The 18,308-nt window shown below is 72.7% G+C and carries 12 protein-coding genes and 1 pseudogene; 10 read left to right on the top strand and 3 right to left on the bottom strand.

Going from position 1 to position 18,308, the window contains the following annotated elements; translation table 11 throughout:
- Nucleotides 1-94: 94 nt before the first annotated feature.
- The 7 genes and pseudogenes from infB to ABZ823_RS28880 form a co-directional block, all read left to right on the top strand.
- Nucleotides 95-2,767: pseudogene (gene infB / locus ABZ823_RS28910) on the top strand (translation initiation factor IF-2); the annotation flags it as partial.
- Between the two features lie 250 nt (nt 2,768-3,017).
- Nucleotides 3,018-3,311, top strand: coding sequence for a DUF503 domain-containing protein (locus tag ABZ823_RS28905; RefSeq protein WP_361665795.1), 294 nt, complete (start codon nt 3,018-3,020; stop codon nt 3,309-3,311).
- 37 nt (nt 3,312-3,348) lie between these two features.
- Nucleotides 3,349-3,801 (top strand): 30S ribosome-binding factor RbfA, encoded by a 453-nt coding sequence (gene rbfA, locus ABZ823_RS28900; RefSeq protein WP_361665794.1) that lies wholly within the window; start codon nt 3,349-3,351, stop codon nt 3,799-3,801.
- Nucleotides 3,798-4,703, top strand: a complete 906-nt coding sequence (gene truB / locus ABZ823_RS28895; protein WP_361665793.1) for a tRNA pseudouridine(55) synthase TruB — start codon at nt 3,798-3,800, stop codon at nt 4,701-4,703. Before rbfA ends, truB begins: the two co-directional genes overlap by 4 nt.
- 227 nt (nt 4,704-4,930) lie before the next feature.
- Complete coding sequence (locus ABZ823_RS28890) at nt 4,931-8,482, top strand: trypsin-like peptidase domain-containing protein (RefSeq protein WP_361665792.1); 3,552 nt, start codon at nt 4,931-4,933, stop codon at nt 8,480-8,482.
- Nucleotides 8,483-8,662: 180 nt separating this feature from the next.
- Nucleotides 8,663-9,619: a bifunctional riboflavin kinase/FAD synthetase gene (locus ABZ823_RS28885; protein ID WP_361665791.1), complete on the top strand. Its 957-nt coding sequence runs from the start codon at nt 8,663-8,665 to the stop codon at nt 9,617-9,619.
- 90 nt (nt 9,620-9,709) lie between these two features.
- The gene (locus tag ABZ823_RS28880) at nt 9,710-9,940 is read left to right on the top strand and encodes a DUF397 domain-containing protein (protein WP_311697205.1); all 231 of its coding nucleotides are present in this window, start codon (nt 9,710-9,712) and stop codon (nt 9,938-9,940) included.
- A gap of 90 nt (nt 9,941-10,030) precedes the next feature.
- On the opposite strand, the gene ABZ823_RS28875 is transcribed toward ABZ823_RS28880, so the two are convergent.
- The 3 genes from ABZ823_RS28875 to eccE form a co-directional block, all read right to left on the bottom strand.
- Nucleotides 10,031-12,997 carry an SCO5717 family growth-regulating ATPase gene (locus tag ABZ823_RS28875; protein WP_361665790.1) on the bottom strand — a complete coding sequence of 989 codons (2,967 nt, stop codon included), beginning with the start codon at nt 12,995-12,997 and terminating at the stop codon, nt 10,031-10,033.
- 185 nt (nt 12,998-13,182) lie between these two features.
- On the bottom strand, nt 13,183-14,025 hold the full coding sequence (locus ABZ823_RS28870) for a hypothetical protein (RefSeq protein ID WP_361665789.1): 843 nt from the start codon (nt 14,023-14,025) through the stop codon (nt 13,183-13,185).
- Nucleotides 14,025-15,341 (bottom strand): type VII secretion protein EccE, encoded by a 1,317-nt coding sequence (gene eccE, locus ABZ823_RS28865; protein ID WP_361665788.1) that lies wholly within the window; start codon nt 15,339-15,341, stop codon nt 14,025-14,027. The genes ABZ823_RS28870 and eccE overlap by 1 nt, the downstream gene beginning before the upstream one ends.
- A gap of 366 nt (nt 15,342-15,707) precedes the next feature.
- Between eccE and eccB the strand changes: the two genes are divergently transcribed.
- From eccB to ABZ823_RS28850, 3 genes are all read left to right on the top strand, one after another.
- On the top strand, nt 15,708-17,303 hold the full coding sequence (eccB, locus tag ABZ823_RS28860) for a type VII secretion protein EccB (protein ID WP_361665787.1): 1,596 nt from the start codon (nt 15,708-15,710) through the stop codon (nt 17,301-17,303).
- Nucleotides 17,304-17,509: 206 nt separating this feature from the next.
- Nucleotides 17,510-17,821 carry a WXG100 family type VII secretion target gene (locus ABZ823_RS28855; RefSeq protein WP_361665786.1) on the top strand — a complete coding sequence of 104 codons (312 nt, stop codon included), beginning with the start codon at nt 17,510-17,512 and terminating at the stop codon, nt 17,819-17,821.
- An 81-nt stretch (nt 17,822-17,902) separates the two neighbouring features.
- Nucleotides 17,903-18,187, top strand: coding sequence for a WXG100 family type VII secretion target (locus tag ABZ823_RS28850; protein ID WP_361665785.1), 285 nt, complete (start codon nt 17,903-17,905; stop codon nt 18,185-18,187).
- Nucleotides 18,188-18,308: the final 121 nt, after the last annotated feature.

Genomic DNA, 18,308 nt, shown 5'->3' with positions numbered 1-18,308 from the left:
CGAGGCGATGGCGGCCTATCACCCGATGATGCTGGACGTGGCCGAGCGGCTGCTGGGCCGCTGGGACGCGGAACAGGCGGGTGGCCGTGCCGTGGCTCCGCCGTCGGCTCCGGCTGCCCCGACCCCGCGTCCGGGAGCCCGTCCCGGCGCCCCGAGGCCCGGCGCACGTCCGGCCGCGCCCGGCCAGGGGCAGGGTCAGGGCGGCGGTCAGGCCGCTCGTCCGGGTGCCCCGCGTTCCGGCGGCCAGGGACCGCGTCCCGGTGGCCGTCCGTCCGGTCCCCGTCCGGGCAACAACCCCTTCACCTCCGGTGGCTCCACCGGTATGGCGCGCCCGCAGGCGCCGCGTCCGCAGGGCGCCCGCCCTGGCGGTCCCGGTGGCCCCGGCGCCCCGCGTCCGCAGGGCGCGGGCCAGGGCGGCCCCCGTCCGCAGGGTGCCGCCGGCGGCGGTCCCCGTCCGCAGGCTCCGGGCGGTCCGCGCCCGACCCCGGGCTCGATGCCCCGTCCGCAGGGCGGTCCCCGTCCCGGCGGCGGTCCCGCGGGCCCGCGTCCGAACCCCGGCATGATGCCGCAGCGTCCCGCTGCCGGCCCGCGTCCCGGCCCCGGCGGCCGTGGCCCGGCCGGTGCCGGTCGCCCCGGTGGCGGTGCCGGTCGTCCGGGTGGCGGCGGCGGCTTCGCCGGCCGTCCCGGTGGCGGCGGCGGTGCCGGTCGTCCGGGTGGCGGCGGCGGTTTCGCCGGCCGTCCCGGTGGCGGCGGTCCCGGCGGTGGCGGCGGCTTCGGCGGTGGCGGCGGTGGCCGTCCCGGCTTCGGCGGTCGTCCCGGTGGTCCGGGTGGCCGCGGTGGCACGCAGGGTGCGTTCGGCCGTCCCGGCGGTCCGGCGCGTCGCGGCCGCAAGTCGAAGCGGCAGCGCCGTCAGGAGTACGAGGCCATGCAGGCCCCGTCGGTCGGCGGTGTGATGCTGCCTCGCGGCAACGGCGAGACCATTCGCCTGTCGCGCGGTGCGTCGCTCACCGACTTCGCGGAGAAGATCAACGCCAACCCGGCGTCCCTCGTCGCGGTCATGATGAACCTCGGCGAGATGGTCACGGCCACGCAGTCCGTCTCCGACGAGACCCTTCAGCTCCTCGCCGGCGAGATGAACTACACGGTTCAGATCGTCAGCCCCGAGGAGGAGGACCGCGAGCTGCTCGAGTCCTTCGACCTGGAGTTCGGTGAGGACGAGGGCTCCGAGGAGGACCTGGTCGTCCGTCCGCCGGTGGTGACCGTCATGGGTCACGTCGACCACGGTAAGACCCGCCTGCTCGACGCCATCCGCAAGACGAACGTCATCGCGGGCGAGGCCGGTGGCATCACCCAGCACATCGGTGCCTACCAGGTCGCGACCGAGGTCAACGGCGAGGACCGGGCGATCACCTTCATCGACACCCCGGGTCACGAGGCGTTCACCGCCATGCGTGCCCGTGGTGCCAAGTCGACGGACATCGCGATCCTCGTGGTCGCGGCCAACGACGGCGTGATGCCGCAGACGGTCGAGGCCCTGAACCACGCCAAGGCGGCCGAGGTGCCGATCGTGGTCGCGGTCAACAAGATCGACGTCGAGGGCGCGGACCCGACCAAGGTGCGCGGTCAGCTGACCGAGTACGGCCTGGTGGCCGAGGAGTACGGCGGCGAGACGATGTTCGTCGACATCTCCGCCAAGCAGGGCCTGCACATCGACAGCCTGCTCGAGGCCGTGATCCTCACGGCCGACGCCGCCCTGGACCTCCGGGCCAACCCGAACCAGGACGCGCAGGGCATCTCGATCGAGTCCCGTCTCGACCGCGGCCGTGGTGCCGTGGCGACGGTCCTCGTCCAGCGAGGCACGCTGCGGGTCGGCGACACGATGGTGGTCGGCGACGCGTACGGCCGCGTCCGGGCGATGCTCGACGACAACGGCAACAACGTGGCCGAGGCCGGCCCGTCGACGCCGGTGCAGGTCCTGGGTCTGACCAACGTCCCGGGTGCCGGCGACAACTTCATCGTGGTCGAGGAGGACCGTACGGCCCGCCAGATCGCGGAGAAGCGTGCCGCCCGCGAGCGGAACGCGGCGTTCGCCAAGCGCACGCGCCGTGTGTCGCTGGAGGACCTGGACAAGGTGCTGAAGGCCGGCGAGGTCCAGCAGCTGAACCTGATCATCAAGGGCGACGCGTCCGGATCGGTCGAGGCTCTGGAGTCCTCCCTGCTCCAGCTGGACGTCGGCGAAGAGGTCGACATCCGTGTCCTGCACCGCGGCGTCGGTGCGGTCACGGAGTCGGACATCGACCTGGCGATGGGCTCGGACGCCATCGTGATCGGCTTCAACGTGCGCGCGGCAGGCCGTGCGGCGCAGATGGCCGAGCGCGAGGGCGTGGACGTCCGGTACTACTCGGTCATCTACCAGGCGATCGAGGAGATCGAGGCGGCCCTGAAGGGCATGCTGAAGCCGGAGTTCGAGGAGGTCGAGCTCGGTACGGCGGAGATCCGCGAGGTCTTCAAGTCGTCCAAGCTGGGCAACATCGCCGGTGTGCTCATCCGCTCGGGCGAGGTCCGACGCAACACCAAGGCCCGCCTCCTGCGCGACGGCAAGGTGGTCGCGGAGAACCTCACCATCGAGGGCCTGCGTCGCTTCAAGGACGACGTCACCGAGATCCGCGAAGGGTTCGAGGGCGGTATCAACCTCGGCAACTTCAACGACATCAAGGTCGACGACGTCATCGCGACGTACGAGATGCGCGAGAAGCCGCGGGTGTAACAACCGAACGCGGGTGTGACCGCGGACGGATCGCTGCTGGCCGGCGGGACCAGGTCCCGTCGGCCAGCGCGCCGTCTGCCCGGGGCTGCCGCCCCGGACCCCCGCTCCGGCTCGACGGCGGGCCGGGTCGGCATGCCCGGTGAAAACCCCGTCGAGTCGCCTCCGGTGTTCGTTGTACGGTTTTCGTGTCCCTGCCGCTACCGGCGGCGGGGCCATCGATCCCGTACCGGCGGGTCATCCGGATTCATACATGTATGTGGGGACGCTGTCCTTCGACCTCCTCCTGGGCGACGTACGGTCGCTGAAGGAGAAGCGCTCCGTCGTCCGGCCGATCGTCGCCGAACTCCAGCGGAAGTACGCGGTGAGCGCGGCCGAGGTGGACCACCTGGACCTCTACCGGCGGGCCGGTATCGGCCTCGCCGTGGTCTCCGCCGACGCGGGGCATGTGACCGACGTACTGGACCGGTGCGAGCGGCTGGTCGCCGGGCGCCCCGAGGTGGAGCTGCTGTCCGTGAGACGGCGCTTCCACGGCGACGACGACTGAGCAATGAACACAGACGGAAAGAACGGGAGACGGACCAGTGGCCGACAACGCGCGGGCGAAGAGGCTGGCGGACCTCATCCGAGAGGTGGTAGCCCAGAAGCTGCAGCGCGGGATCAAGGACCCGCGGCTCGGCTCACACGTCACCATCACGGACACCCGGGTGACGGGTGATCTGCGGGAGGCGACCGTCTTCTACACGGTGTACGGGGACGACGAGGAGCGGAAGGCCGCGGCCGCGGGCCTGGAGAGCGCGAAGGGCATCCTGCGCTCCGAGGTCGGACGCGCGGCGGGTGTGAAGTTCACGCCCACCCTGACCTTCGTCGCGGACGCCCTTCCGGACACCGCCCGGACCATCGAGCACCTTCTCGACCAGGCGCGCGCCTCCGACGCGAAGGTGCGCGAGACGGCCACGGGCGCCGCGTACGCCGGTGAGGCCGACCCGTACAAGAAGCCCGGCTCCGACGACGACACGGACGACACCTCCGAATGACCCAGCAGCACAGCACCCCCGACGGCCTTGTCATCGTCGACAAGCCGTCGGGCTTCACTTCTCACGACGTCGTCGCCAAGATGCGCGGGATCGCCCGCACGCGGCGCGTCGGACACGCCGGCACCCTCGACCCGATGGCGACCGGCGTGCTCGTCCTCGGTGTGGAGAAGGCCACCAAACTCCTGGGGCACCTCGCACTGACCGAGAAGGAGTACCTGGGCACCATCCGGCTCGGGCAGAACACCGTCACGGACGACGCCGAGGGCGAGGTCACCTCCGCCGCCGACGCGTCCGGGATCACCCGCGACGCCATCGACGCGGGGATCGCCAAGCTGACCGGCGACATCCTCCAGGTCCCGTCCAAGGTCAGCGCCATCAAGATCGACGGCGTGCGCTCGTACAAGCGGGCACGGGAGGGCGAGGACTTCGAGATCCCCGCACGGCCGGTCACCGTCTCCTCCTTCACGGTGTACGACGTCCGGGACGCCGTCGCCGAGGACGGCACCCCGGTGCTGGACCTGGTGGTCTCCGTGGTCTGCTCCTCCGGGACCTACATCCGGGCACTCGCCCGCGACCTGGGCGCCGGACTCGGTGTCGGCGGACACCTCACCGCGCTGCGGCGCACCCGCGTCGGACCGTACAAACTCGACGCCGCGCGCACCCTCGACCAGCTCCAGGAGGAGCTGACCGTGATGCCCATCGCGGAGGCCGCCGCGGCCGCGTTCCCCCGCTGGGACGTGGACGCCAAGAGGGCCCGGCTGCTGACGAACGGCGTACGCCTGGAGATGCCCGACGCATACGCGGACGCCGGCCCCGTCGCCGTCTTCGACCCGGAGGGCCGCTTCCTCGCGCTCGTCGAGGCGTTCAAGGGCAAGGCGAAGAGCCTCGCCGTCTTCGGCTGACGCCGGTGCCCGTGGAGCGGCGGACACGGGCATCCAGCCGCCGCTCCACGGTCCCCCCTCGGTTCCCCCTCCCAGAGGTCTATCCATCCCCCCTCGCCTATTCACCCCATCGAGCAGGCGCTCGGAGTGAACGGAGGGAGCGGAAGGGGGCGCGTTCGCCCCATGATCTGTTCCGGTGATCACCATCGGCCTACCGTCGAGCCCAGGCACGGCGGGGAGGTTCGAGCATGGTGGTGGAGGGCCCCCGGACACCGGACCACGGCGGGCAAGAACATGACACGGGGCCTGCCCTTGTACGGGTGTGCGACCTGGCGGGACGCCCGCGCGGCACCGGGTTCGCGGCCGACCGCAGGGGCACGGTGATCACCAGCCACGAGGCCGTCGACGGACAGGCCCGCCTGGTGCTGCACACGCCGGGCGGAGGCGCCCATGTGGTGGACTCCGACGCGGTGACGCCGCTGCCGTACGCCGACCTCGCCCTCATCCGCACCGACGGGCTGGGCCTGGACCCGCTCCCCGTCACGGCACGGGACCGTATCGAGGCCGGTACGTACGTCAGGATCGCCGCGGGCGGCTGGCGCGAGGCCCGGGTGCTCGGCACGACCGCCGTCACCTACCGGGCCACCGACTGCTGCCGCCTCGTCGACGACGCCCTTGAACTGGCGATCGGCACGGCGGGCACCGAGGCGCTCCGCCCGGGCGGCGGGGCCGCCGGGGGACCCGTACTCGACGCCGCCACCGGCGCCGTGCTGGCCGTCCTCGGCACCAGGCTGCGCACGGAACACCGCGGCACGGGATTCGCCGTGCAGCTGCGGGGGCTCGGACAGCCCCTCGACGAGCTGCTGGACCGCAACGCGCGGACCGTCCCCGGCAACGGGCCGGACCTCAACCTCGCGGGAGTCCTGGACCTCACGGCGACATCGGCGGGCACCGGCGGCCCGCCCGACGACCGCGCCCTCGTCGCACGGGACCGGATCGTCGAGGAGATCGCGGCCTTCGAAAGGAGCACCTCCGCCGTCCTCGCTCTCGTCGGCTCCCCCGGCAGCGGCCGCACGACGGAACTGGCGGTGCTCGCCGCACGGCGGGCCCGGGGCTCCGAGCCCGCCCCGGTGCTGCGGCTGCGCGGGGCGGACCTCAGGGACACGGACACCTCCCTGGCCGACGCGGTGGGGCGGGCGCTGCGACGCACGGGACGGGCGCCGGCTCCCCGGCCCGACGGCGTCCGGCCCGAGCACCTCGCGCGGGTCGCCCGGGACGCCGGGCGCCCGCTGCTGCTGCTCCTCGACGGCCCCGAGGAGATGCCGGCCGGCCTCGCCCGCCGGCTCCCCGAGTGGACCAGGGCGACGGCCCACTGGCTGCGCACGACCGGCGCGCGGCTGGTGCAGGCGTGCGGAGCGGAGCACTGGGAACAGGCCGGGACCGAGTTCCCGCAGGAACTGCTGTACGGGCAGCCCACAGCCCCTCATCTGCCTCCCTGCGTGGTGATCGGCGACCTCACCCCGGCCGAGGCACACAAGGCCCGTGGCCGCCACGGCATCCCCGACGGACTCCTCCAGGACGCCGACGCCCGGCACCCGCTCACCCTGCGCCTGCTCGGCGAGGTGCGCGACGCGCTCCCCGACGCGCCGGACGTGCCGGTCGACCGTGACGCGGTCTTCTCCGCCCACCTCGACCTGATGTGCCTGCGCATCGCGGTGCGGCTCGCCGCGGAGAACGGGCTGCACGGCACGGCCGTACGCCGCCTCGCCGCCAAGGTCGCCGGGCGGGTCCACGAGGCCGCCCGCCGGGGCCTCGGCCCCGGACAGGGCGCTCTGGACCCCTCCGCCTTCGAAACCGTCTTCCCCTGGGGGCCAGCGGCCGGACCACGGCTCGGCGGGACCACCGGCTGGGCCTGCGCCGTCCTCACCGAGGGACTCATCCAGCCCACGGGCCGCGACTACCGCTTCACCCACCAGGAACTCGCCGACTGGCTCCAGGGCAGACACCTCGATCTGGACGCCGCGCTGCACACCCTGGTGCACCGGAGCGTTCCCGGGACGGCAGAGCGCCCGGTGTCGTCCCTCGCCGCCGCGGCCGCGGCACGCCGCCGTGTCCGCACCATCCGCCGAGCCGCCGCCGTGCCCGGTGAGCAGCCCGTCCCGCGCCATCGCATCGGCCCGGTCGTGGAGGCGCTGCTGTACCTCGTCCGCCGGGAGGGCCCCGCCGGGCTCGCCCTGCGGCTCGAGGACCTGGTGCACGCGCTGGACGCACTGCTGGCGCCCCGCCCCGCCCCGCCGGACGACGAGGCGATCTGGTGGGCCACCCACCTCCTCACCGACACCCTCGTCCGCCTGCCCGACGCGAGACCCTATCTGCACGTCCTGCGCCTCCTCGCGGACCGCATCGTGCGGTGGCGGGCCGCGCGACGGCGCGTCCCCCACGGGTTCGCGCCGCGGTTCTGGCAGGCCCTGCCGGTGCCGGAGGCCGAACGCTTCGATCTGCTCAGGAGACTGGTGGCGGCGGACGAACCCGCGCACACCGTCCGGTACCTGGACGCCGTGTCGCGGTTGCTCGCCGCCGACCCCGTCGCCGTACCACGTCACCTCACCCGCTGGTTCGACGACGAGCGCCCGCTGCCCGCCACCCCGCACGCGACCGTGGCGACCGCCGCACAGGCGTTGCTGCACACGCACCGGCACCGCGCCCTGGACGATCTGACCGAGGCACTCGCCGACAGCGCCCACCCGCGCGCCGACGAACTGCTCAGCGTGCTCGCCGAGGAGGAGCCGTCGGCGGTGTGCCGGGCCGCCGACCGGTGGGCACGCGAGGAGCGGCCCGCCCGACGGGAGGCGGCCATGGCATACGGTCTGCGCGCCGCCCCTCACGCCCGCACCGAGCCCGACCGCGAGCTGCTGCGCCGGGCCGCCCTCGCCGTCCTCGCCCGCCCCGCCGACTGCGCGGTGCACGGCGGAGCCCTCGCCCTCCTCGTACGCGATCCCCGCACCCGCGCCCGCCACCTTTCGGCGGCCCTCGCGCGGTTCGCCGCCGGAGATCCCCAGCTGCCCCCGAGCGCCCTGGCGACGGCCCTCACCACCCACCCCGAACCGGTGCTCTCCGCCTTCCGCACCCGGCTGCGGCACTCCGGCCCCGACGCCGGCGAGAGCCTGCGCGCCCTCGCCGACGCCACCACGCCCGCCCTCGCGCGCCGGGTCGCCGTCCTGGTCCGCGAGGTCGCGGCACAGCGCCCGGACGAGCGGCGCAGCCCAGGCTCGGAAGCGGCGCAGAGTCTCGCGGAGCACATCGCCGCCCATGTCGCCCGGCGCCTGGACCACGGCCTCGCCGCCCGCGCCGTCCTTCTGCCGCTGGTCGCCGGACTGCTCGACGGCGGACCGCCGGGGATGCGGTCCGCGCTCGCCGCCGTCCTCGCCGCGCCCGGCGGCGAGGAAACCCGTCCCCTGCGGCACGAACTGCTCGACCTGCTGCTCACGCGGGAGCGGGACCCGGCGGTGCTCGACGTCCTGCTGCGGGCCGCCACCGAGGGCGTGCACCCCGGCACGGACGACGGCGGGGCCGCGCACGCCCGTCGTGTGGTCCACCGCGCGGGCCTGCTGCTGGCCCGTACCCAGGAGGGCGCCGCCCGTCTCGACCGAGGCCTTCTCGAGCTCGCCCGGCAGGTGCCGGGCTTCGCACAGCTCCTCGCCCGCTGGCTGGCCGAGGCGCCGGGGGAGTGGGCCGCCGTGGTCCGCCCGGGCACCCGCCGCGTGATCGAGAACCTCGCGTCCGTGCGAGTCCCGGCCTGACCGGCGACGGCGTGAACCGCCCCGGTCCGATCGGCCACCGCCGCGCCGGCCCCGCCGTTCGGCCGGGCGTGCCGCCCGTCACAGCCACCATGCCGATGCGGGCCGAAGGCCCCTGGCATGGCACCCTTAGACCTGCGTATGAGGCAAACACGGACACGGGTTCGACGAGGAGCGGTCACAGTGCAGCGCTGGCGTGGCTTGGAGGACATCCCCGAGGACTGGGGACGCAGCGTCGTCACCATCGGCTCCTACGACGGAGTCCACCGCGGACACCAGTTGATCATCCGGCACGCCGTGGAACGCGCCCGTGAGCTGGGCGTTCCCTCGGTCCTCGTCACCTTCGACCCGCACCCCAGCGAGGTCGTGCGCCCCGGCAGCCACCCGCCGCTGCTCGCCCCGCACCACCGCCGCGCCGAACTGTGCGACGAACTGGGCGTGGACGCGGTCCTGATCCTGCCCTTCACCACCGAGTTCTCCCGGCTCTCGCCCGCCGACTTCGTGGTGAAGGTCCTGGTCGACAAGCTGCACGCCAAGGCCGTCGTCGAGGGCCCCAACTTCCGCTTCGGCCACAAGGCCGCCGGGAACGTGGAGTTCCTGGCCGAGCAGGGCAAGACGTACGACTTCGAGGTCGAGGTGGTGGACCTGTACGTGACCGGTGAGGCGGGCGGCGGCGAGCCGTTCTCCTCCACCCTGACCCGGCGGCTGATCGCCGAGGGCGATGTGGAGGGCGCGAGCGAGATCCTCGGGCGTCCGCACCGGGTCGAGGGCGTGGTGGTGCGCGGTGCCCAGCGCGGACGGGACCTCGGCTTCCCGACCGCCAACGTCGAGACCCTGCCGCACACCGCGATCCCCGCCGACGGCGTCTACGCCGGGTGGCTGCACGTCGGGGGCGAGGCGATGCCGGCCGCGATCTCCGTCGGCACGAACCCTCAGTTCGACGGCACCGAGCGGACCGTGGAGGCGTACGCCATCGACCGGGTGGGCCTGGACCTGTACGGGCTGCATGTCGCCGTCGACTTCCTCGCGTTCGTCCGCGGCCAGGCCAGGTTCGAGTCGCTCGAAGCCCTGCTGGAGCAGATGGCGCAGGACGTGAAGCGCTGCCGTGAGCTGATCGCGGCCGCCGAAGGCCGCGCCTGAACCCGCACGGTTCGCCCGGCAAACACCGTGCCGCCGCGCTCAGTTGTAGAATCCTGACCGTCCGTAAGGTCGGTGGAACGGAGTGAACCGGTGGCGACCGAGCAGGAGAAGGAAGCGCTGTACGCCATGGACATCAGCGGCGTCGAGTGGGTCGGCTCCCCTGACGGTCCCCAGGACGAGCGGGTGGAGATCGCCTATCTGGAGGGCGGCGCCGTCGCCATGCGCAACTCCGCCGATCCCGACACGGTGCTCCGCTACACCGCGGCGGAGTGGCGGGCGTTCGTACTCGGGGCGCGCGACGGGGAGTTCGATCTGCGGTAGCGGGACGTACGCGTGCGCCAGAGGGCCGGCACCGGAAGAGTGCCGGCCCTCTGGCGTTGCCGACCGGTCCGTCAGCGGCCGGTCCGTCCGCTACTGCTGTGTCCAGCCGGGCGGTACGGCGCCGTGCTGCGGGTGGGTCTGCTGCGGATCCTGCGCCGGTGCCGGCGGCTGCTGCCAGCCCTGCCCCGGTGCCGGAGGCTGCTGCTGCCAGTCCTGGCCCGGTGCCGGCGGCTGCTGCCAGCCTTGCCCCGGCTGGGGGGAGCCGCCGGGCTGGGCGTAGGGCTGCTGGGGCTGCTGCGGCGGCGCGTACCCCTGCGGGGGCTGCTGGAACTGGAGGTTCGGATTGCCGAACCCCTGCTGCGTACGGGCGATGTCCTCGGCGATGAGAGCGGCGAGGTCGAAGTAGGCGTCGCGGGTCTTGGGACGCATCATGTTGAGGTCCACCTCGGCGCCCGCCGCGAGGTGTTCGTCGAAGGGCACCACGACGACACCGCGGCAGCGGGTCTCGAAGTGCGCGACGATGTCCTCCACCTTGATCATCTTGCCGGTCTCGCGGACACCGGAGATCACGGTGACCGACCGCTGGACGAGATCGGCGAAGCCGTTCGCCGACAGCCAGTCGAGCGTGGTCGAGGCGCTGCTCGCGCCATCCACCGACGGCGTGGAGATGATGATCAACTGGTCGGCGAGGTCCAGGACTCCGCGCATCGCGCTGTAGAGAAGACCGGTACCCGAGTCCGTGAGGATGATCGGATACTGCCGTCCCAGCACCTCGAGCGCGCTGCGGTAGTCCTGGTCGTTGAAGGTGGTGGAGACCGCCGGGTCCACGTCGTTGGCGATGATCTCCAGGCCGGAGGGCGCCTGCGAGGTGAAGCGGCGGATGTCCATGTAGCTGTTCAGCTGCGGGATGGCCTGCACGAGGTCGCGGATGGTGGCGCCCGTCTCGCGCCGCACCCGTCGACCGAGGGTGCCGGCGTCCGGGTTGGCGTCGATCGCGAGGATCTTGTCCTGGCGCTCGGTGGCGAGCGTGGCGCCGAGCGACATGGTCGTCGTGGTCTTGCCCACGCCACCCTTGAGGCTGATCACCGCGATCCGGTAGCAGGACATCACGGGCGTACGGATCAGTCCCAGTTTCCGCTGCCGCTCGGCCTCCTCCTTCTTTGCGCCGAACTTGAACCGGGACGGGCCCGCGTTGTTCTTGCGCGCCTTGGGCTGGTTGCGCAGCAGTCGGTCGGAGGAGAGCTCCACGGCGGCGTTGTAACCGAGCGGGGTGCCGGGCGCGGCCTGCTGCGGGGCGCCGGGCCCGGTCTGCGGACCGACCGGGGCGGTCCAGCCCTGGTTGCCGTAGGCGGCGGGCTGGGCGGGCGGCGCGGCGGGGTGCTGCTGGGGCGCCTGCTGCTGAGGCAACGGCTGGGCCGGGGGCTGCTGGTTCGGTGCGGGCTGCTGCGGCGGGGTGGGCAACGGGTAGCCGTAGCCGGGCTGCTGGGGCGGATAACCGTAAGCGACCTGTCCGGGCTGCTGCTGTGGCAGCGGCTGTGCGGGCGGCTGCGGGTAGCCGTAACCGGCGGCCTGCGGCTGCTGCTGCGGGGGCTGGGGCTGTCCGGGCTGGGGCGCGTGCCGCGGGTCGACCGGTGGCTGTCCGCCCTGCGTGGGGAACGCGGGCGGCTGCGCCGGGAACGCGGGTGGCTGCGGCGGGCCGAACGTGCCCTGCGGGGGCGCCTGGTGGCCGGGCTGTCCGGGATAGGGCTGGGCGGGCGGCTGCGGCTGGGCAGGGGGCTGCGGCTGGGGATGGCCGTATCCGGTGGCCTGCCCGGCGGCGGCCTGGGCGTCGGCCGGGGCCTGGCCCGGCTGCCCCGCCTGCCGAGGCACTCCCGGGACGGGGTGCGCGGACACATAGCCCTGCGGCAGCGGGGGAAGCTCGTGGTCCGCCTGGGGCGCGGCAGGGGGCTGCGCGGCGGACGGCGCCGGGGGCTGCTGTCCCTGTGCCGTGGGCAGGGCGCCGGGAGCGGTGGGAGACGGCTCCGCCTCGGCCCCTGATTCCGCCCCTGCGCCGGTCTCTGCCTGCGACTCCGCTTCCGGCTCTGGTCGCGCTGTCGATACGGCCTCGGCCTCGGGGGTGGTCTGCGCGGCGGATCCCGTCTCCGTATCGGAGTGCACGTCCGCCGTCTCGTCGCTGTCCGCACCGGGCATCGACCCGGCGGAGTCACCCGGCTCCGCCTGCTCGCCGCGCTCCTCCTCCGGTTCCTCGTCGTCGGCACCGCCGAACAGCCTCTGCGCCTCGGCGTCGGCGGCGGCGTGGTTGAGTGCGGGCATCGGCTGCCCGGGAGCGGCCTGCTGGGGGACGCTTGCCGTCGGGGCGGCGGCCGGCGCCGGGGTGGCCTGGGACGGGCCGGCCTGGGGCGCGTTCGCCTGGGCGTCCTCGTCGACCGGCCGCAGCACGGGGAAGCCGGGCGCGCTGGACGGCTGGGCCGGAACCCGCGGCTGAGGCTGGCCGTAACCGCCCGGGGTGTCCTGGCGAGGCGGGGGCGCGTCCGCTCCCGCCTGCTGGGGGTAGCCGTAGCCGCCGGGCGCCGGGGCGCTTCCGGGTACCTGGGGCGTGCCAGGCGCGGAATGCTGCTGCGGAAATCCGTAACCGCCCGTTGCGTACGGGTTCGCGCCGGGTGCGCCGGGTGCGCCGGGTGCGCCTTGCGCGGGCTGCTGCTGCGGCGCGCCCTGGGTGTACGGCTGCGCCGGGGCGGGGACCTGGGGTGCGGGAGCCTGGGGTGCGGGAGTGTGCGGTGCGGGAACCTGGGCTGCCGGAGTGTGCGGTGCGGGGGCCTGGGGCGCGGAAGCGCCCGGCGGCCCGGTGGGGGACCCGACGGGCGGTCCCGGAGGCGGCGGTGGCGGAGCCTGGCCGGCGTCCCGCGGTCCGCCGGCCGCGGAGCCACCCTGCGTGCTTTGGGCGTACCAGGCGGGAGGCGTGTAGACGATTTCGAATTCGCCGGTGAGGTCAACCTCTTGATCGTCCCCGTCCGAGGACGGGCTGCCGCCGTTGTACTCGGACCGATCGCTGTTCACTGCTTGCCTCCTGGTCAGCCACTGCTGCTGAGTTGGTCGTCGTCGCGGCCGGGCGGACCGAGTGGCGAGCCCACGCGGCTGCGATCGTCACCGCATCACCAGAAGACTAATCACTCGTATCGCGGGAGGGAAAAGTGCCCGTTGGCGCGACCGGTCGGCACCGCGCCTCCCCGGACGACGACGCGTCAGTCCATACGGCGGGCCGCGCCGAGAAGGCCCGTCTCCGCGTCGGTGGGTTCCGTCATGACGAACTTGCGGTGCTGCCGGGTGCACCACAGGGCGACGCCGTCGTAGAGCGTCGGCAGCAACTGGAGATGCTCGTCCGGGATGCCCAGGGTGTCGCGCACGATCTCCGTCTCCTGGGGCGAGATGCGCTGGATTCCCACCAGTTGGGCCTGGGCCAGCCAGCGCGGCGCGTGCTCGCTGACGAAGGGCAGCACCGTCACGACGGCCTGCCACGGCAGGGCGGTCACCCGCCCGCGCGGCGGGCGGACGCCACAGTCCCGGATCAACACCACCGGACTGGAGACCGAGGGCCCCTGCGCGGGCACCCGTCCCACCGGATAGACCGTCACGCACTGCTGGCCGCCGCCAGCGGTCTGCGCCAGCTGCTGCCAGGCCTGCGGACGGCCGGTCTCGACGCCCACGCGCGCCCCCGTCGCCGCAGCGCGCAGCGCCAGCACCTGGGCGAGCCAGAGACCACCGACGAGGACGATGTCGAAGGACGTGGGACGGGACAGGCCGAGCACGGCCGGCTGCGATTCCGGATCCGTACCGATGATCACGCCGTCGTCCCCGATCGGCATGCTGATCGCCGCGAGCTCGTCGACGGTCACCACATGGCGGTTCCGGCGCGGCCCGCGCAGTCCGAAACCGGGGCTGAAGATGCGCCGTTGCTCAAGCGGTGTCTCCGGCTGCCGGACGACGGGGATCATTCCCGTGTCGGTGGGGGAGGCCACGTGCGCCGGCGTACGCCCGGCGGCCCGGCCGTGCTGCCCCGGGTCCATGACCGTAGTGGGGTGGGACATCAGTACGTACCTCCGAGCGGCAAAGTGGCGAGGGCTCCGGGAACCTGCTCCCGGTCAAGGCGCACCAGACCGACCTTCGCGGCGCTCGCGGCCCGCTCCAACTCCCGTCCCACCTGGCCGAGTTCGCTGTCACCGCGGGCGGTGATGCGCAGGTGCCCGGTGAGGGAGACACCCCGGCTGCCCGCCTTGCCCAGGGTCACGCTGAACGTGGTGGCGAGCACCGGCAGCGAGGTGAGCCGGGTGACCAGCTCGGGCAGCGCCACACCGCCGTCCCCCAACTGCGGCCAGCGGGAGAGCCAGTACGTGGTGTGCCACCGGTCGTCGACCCGCCAGCTGCGTACCGACTCGACCGTACGCCGCTGGCCCGGCCGGCCGTCCTGCGCGTGCTGCGCGTTGGCCCGCGGGTTCAGGCAGCTGGAGGTCGCGAGCGCCTGCACCAGCTCGGTCTCGTCCAGGATGGTCGCCTTGAAACCGGCCCCGGCCAGCCGGCTCACCAGCTGGTCGGCCACCCGCAGCAGTGCGCGCTGCGTACCGGGAACACCGTCCCCGCGTGCCTGAACGGCCTCCGAGCACAGTTCCGGGTCGAGCTTGAGGGCCACCCAGGTGAGCCGCAGCGCGGGAGAGCCGGCCTGCGCCTGGAGGGGGCCGTAGGACCGTACGGCGACCGACTGCGGCGGCAGATGCGGTGCGGGCGCCGGCTGCGTGTGCTGCACGACCTGCGCGGACGCCAGACGAATCCCGTCGACCTCCAGGGCGTCGTGGATCAGGTGGAGCGGCAGCTGGCGCCCGGCGGACTCGGGACGCAGTGGCTGGTCTCCCGGCTGCACGAAGAGCACGACGGTCAGGAAGGTGCCGTCGCCGATCATGCCGATCGAGCGGTCGTCACGGGACACGAAGCGGTACGTCCGCAGGGCCGGGTCGCACTCCACGGTGGGGGCCAGCAGCGGGTCCGTCCCCGGCGGGACGGGCAGCTTGGCCTCGCGCCGACGGCGCCTGAGCGCGCGCGTGGTCTCGTACCACTCCGGCAGCGGCCGGTGGCCCCGGCGCAGGACCGCCAGGAGCAGCAGCAGCGCCGCCACGGCACCGGCGGGGGCCAGCAGCCAGGCGGCGTCGGCGGCCCAGGCGGCCAGCATGACCGCCGCCGCGAGCTCCATCAGAACGAGCTGAGGCAGCCGCAGCGGGCCCATACCGCCCGGGCTGGGCAACGTGCGGGGCGACGCGGCGGCAGGGGCCGGAGCCGGCACGCGTCTGCGGTCCGGACCGTCCTGTTGCTGCTGTGCGCGGCCTCTGCGCCGAGTGCTCGTAGCGCTGGTCATCCCCCGGGACATCCCTTTCGCGAAATTGTGGCCGTTCGTCGGGCCGAGATCCTCTGTCGGAGATCCCGGCGACGGGCCAGGGGCACCGATGGCCCACAACGTCCATGCGCGTGGCTCACGGTACCCGCTGCTGAACGCGGGGCGACACAGGGGACACCGGAAAACCCCAGACGGCCAGCCTGCCACGGACCGGCCCCGCATGGTGGAGTGCTGTGTGAGGCTCTGTGAAGATGCGGGAGCAGCCGCACACCTGATGAACCGTCGCCCCACGGCGCAGTGCGATAGTAAGGGCCTGCTCGGCCGGAGCGGCCTTTCGAGCACACTTCGAGCACACAGAGCGTCACAAAAACGGGAGACCTGGGGACCATGGCAAAGCGTCGGGACGAGCTCGCCGCCTATACGTTCGCTCGCAAGCGCACCGTCGCGGCGTTCCTGGCACCATCGCCGGGCGGATCCGACGAAGGCGCACCGCGCCCCATGCAGACGGTGATGCCCAGCCTCGCGATGGGAGTCGTGCTGGTGGTGGGATTCATCGCCTGGGGCGTGATCAAGCCGTCGGCGCCGCAGGGCTGGGACACCCCGGGCGAGTACATCATCGTCGACAGCGACTCCACGACGCGCTACGTGGTCCTGAACGACAAGGCGGCGAACGGCAAGACGACCCCGACGCTGCACCCCGTCCTCAACTACGCCTCCGCCAAGCTGCTCCTCGACAAGGGCAAGGGCAGCGTCATCGAGGTGCCCGGCAAGGAGATCGACAAGAGCGGCATCCCGCACGGCGCGACCCTCGGCATCCCGTACGCCCCCGACCGGCTGCCCGCCAAGGAGGACGCGGAGAAGGCGAAGACCTGGGCGGTGTGCGAGCGGCCGGCCCCCGAATCGGACGGCGCCATCGGCCGTGCCGTCTTCGTCCTCGACGCGGGCGACGCGAAGACGCTGGGGAACAGCGGGAAGGTCGACGCCCGCGAGGCCCTGTACGTCATCGACTCCAAGACCTCACGGGAATACCTGGTGGACGGCAAGGGCAACGCCTTCCAGCTGGGCGGCCCGTCTCTGGACAGCACCACCATGGAGCAGCTGCGCGCCGCCGTCATCGGCACCACCGCCCGGCCGCAGCCCGTGAGCGAGCAGTGGCTGCACACGCTCAACGAAGGCGGCGTCATCGCCTTCCCGACGGTCGCGTCCGCCGGCCAGGCGACCACGGTCCAGAACCTGCCCCCGGAGGCGCGGACGGTGGGCCGGGTGCTCAAGGCGCAGGACGCGCAGGGCACGCAGTACTACGTCGTCCTCCAGGACCGGGTCGCCGCGATCACGCCTTTCGTGGCCAACCTGCTGAAGAGCTCGCCCTCCGCCAAACTGGCGTACGGGACGGACGGGATCACCGACATCAAGGTCGGCACCCCGGACATCATCGCCGCCAACGGCGGCCAGGCGGACAGCTTCTACGCGGACAAGGGCTGGCCCCAGACCGTTCCGCGGCAGGCCAATCCCACGGCCACGGCGACCGACGAGGCCCGCACCACCTCGTGCAGCGTCTACACGGGCAGCATCGGCGAGGACAGGAAGCCGCAGCTCGCGACCTGGGCGGGGACGACATACCCCAAGAAGGTCGTCGCCGACTCGCTGAGCGCCTATGTCTCGTCCGGCTCCGGGCTTCTCTTCCAGGAGGTCACCGGGACGGCGCAGGGCGGCGGTGCCACATACCTGCTGACCGACACGGGCCTGCGCTACTCGCTGCCGTCGAACAACGACAGTGCCGCCGACCCGTCCTCCGCTGCCGCTTCCTCCTCCGCCTCGTCGTCCTCGTCGAAGGACGGAGCGAGCGAGACGGACAAGGCGCGCACACGGCTGGGCTACGAGAAGGTCTCCAACCCCGCGGTGGTGCCGCAATCCTGGGCGACATTCATCCCCAAGGGGCCTACGCTGGACACCCTTGACGCGGCGCAGCCGCAGGCCCAGTGAGCGGTCAATAGGCCTGCGCACGGCCCGAGTTGGGGCGTTCCATCACAGAAGCATCGCTCAAGTGTGTGAGCCGTGTAACTGATTGGCCTTGCCTGTGGATGAGTGACAGGCGGACGATAGAGTGTTTGCAGCACTCAAGCTGCGAAGCTTTTCCGGGTACCTGGGCAGGTTTCCCGGATCAACGACGACATGGGGGAAGGTTCATCATGGCCGGCCAGTTCCGGGTAACAGAGGACGAACTGACCAAGCTCTCCGGTGACATCAGCACCGCGAACGGTCAGATCCAGGGAGAGATCCGCCGTCTCAACGGTGTGATCGACCAGATCGCGGGCGGTTGGCAGGGCCAGGCGGCCCAGTCCTACCGCCAGCTGCAGGAGCGCTGGAACGCGGATGCGAAGAGGATGAGCGACATCCTCAACGACATCAAGGAAGCCGTGGACTCCACGCGGAGCAACTACTCCGCGTCGGAGGAGCAGCAGAACTCGGAGATCAGCAAGATCATGTCCGACTTCGGCTGATTCAGCCGCGTCGGACCCGAGTTCCCACCGCTTTCCACGCTTTTCATCGATTTCCTTCGACCCTCCCTGAAAGGGAACGCGATGTCGATCCTCGTCAATTACGCAACCATCACCAACGCGTCCACGGACGTCCGTACCACCGCCGGCCGCATCAAGCAGCAGCTCGACGACCTCGAGGCCGCCGTCAAGCGCGTCGCCAACACCTGGGAAGGCGAAGCGCAGGAGGGCTACCAGCGCAAGCAGCGCGAGTGGGACCAGACCGCCGCGGACCTGCACGCGACCCTGCTGAAGATCTCCACGGCGCTCCAGAGCGCGGCCGAGAACTACCAGGCCACGGAGAAGAGCAACGCCTCGACCTGGGGCTGAGCCGTCGGCGGCCCGAGGGACACGACATGAGGAGAATCGGCCCAGCCGACGCCGCGGCGTCCGCTGGGCCGACCCTGTGCCCGGGGCAGCACGCAGCAAATACCGCGAACCTTCACAAGCA

Source organism: Streptomyces sp. NPDC047079, assembly GCF_040643755.1.
Classification (GTDB): domain Bacteria; phylum Actinomycetota; class Actinomycetes; order Streptomycetales; family Streptomycetaceae; genus Streptomyces.
This window is presented reverse-complemented; position numbering and strand designations above follow the sequence as displayed.

Bases quoted from the DNA above. Each gene is read 5' to 3' on its own strand.
- ABZ823_RS28850 (WP_361665785.1), top strand. From the start codon at position 17,903: ATGTCGATCCTCGTCAATTACGCAACCATCACCAACGCGTCCACGGAC.
- ABZ823_RS28855 (WP_361665786.1), top strand. From the start codon at position 17,510: ATGGCCGGCCAGTTCCGGGTAACAGAGGACGAACTGACCAAGCTCTCC.
- truB (WP_361665793.1), top strand. From the start codon at position 3,798: ATGACCCAGCAGCACAGCACCCCCGACGGCCTTGTCATCGTCGACAAG.
- ABZ823_RS28870 (WP_361665789.1), bottom strand. From the start codon at position 14,025: ATGTCCCACCCCACTACGGTCATGGACCCGGGGCAGCACGGCCGGGCC.
- ABZ823_RS28905 (WP_361665795.1), top strand. From the start codon at position 3,018: ATGTATGTGGGGACGCTGTCCTTCGACCTCCTCCTGGGCGACGTACGG.
- eccE (WP_361665788.1), bottom strand. From the start codon at position 15,341: ATGACCAGCGCTACGAGCACTCGGCGCAGAGGCCGCGCACAGCAGCAA.
- eccB (WP_361665787.1), top strand. From the start codon at position 15,708: ATGGCAAAGCGTCGGGACGAGCTCGCCGCCTATACGTTCGCTCGCAAG.
- ABZ823_RS28890 (WP_361665792.1), top strand. From the start codon at position 4,931: ATGGTGGTGGAGGGCCCCCGGACACCGGACCACGGCGGGCAAGAACAT.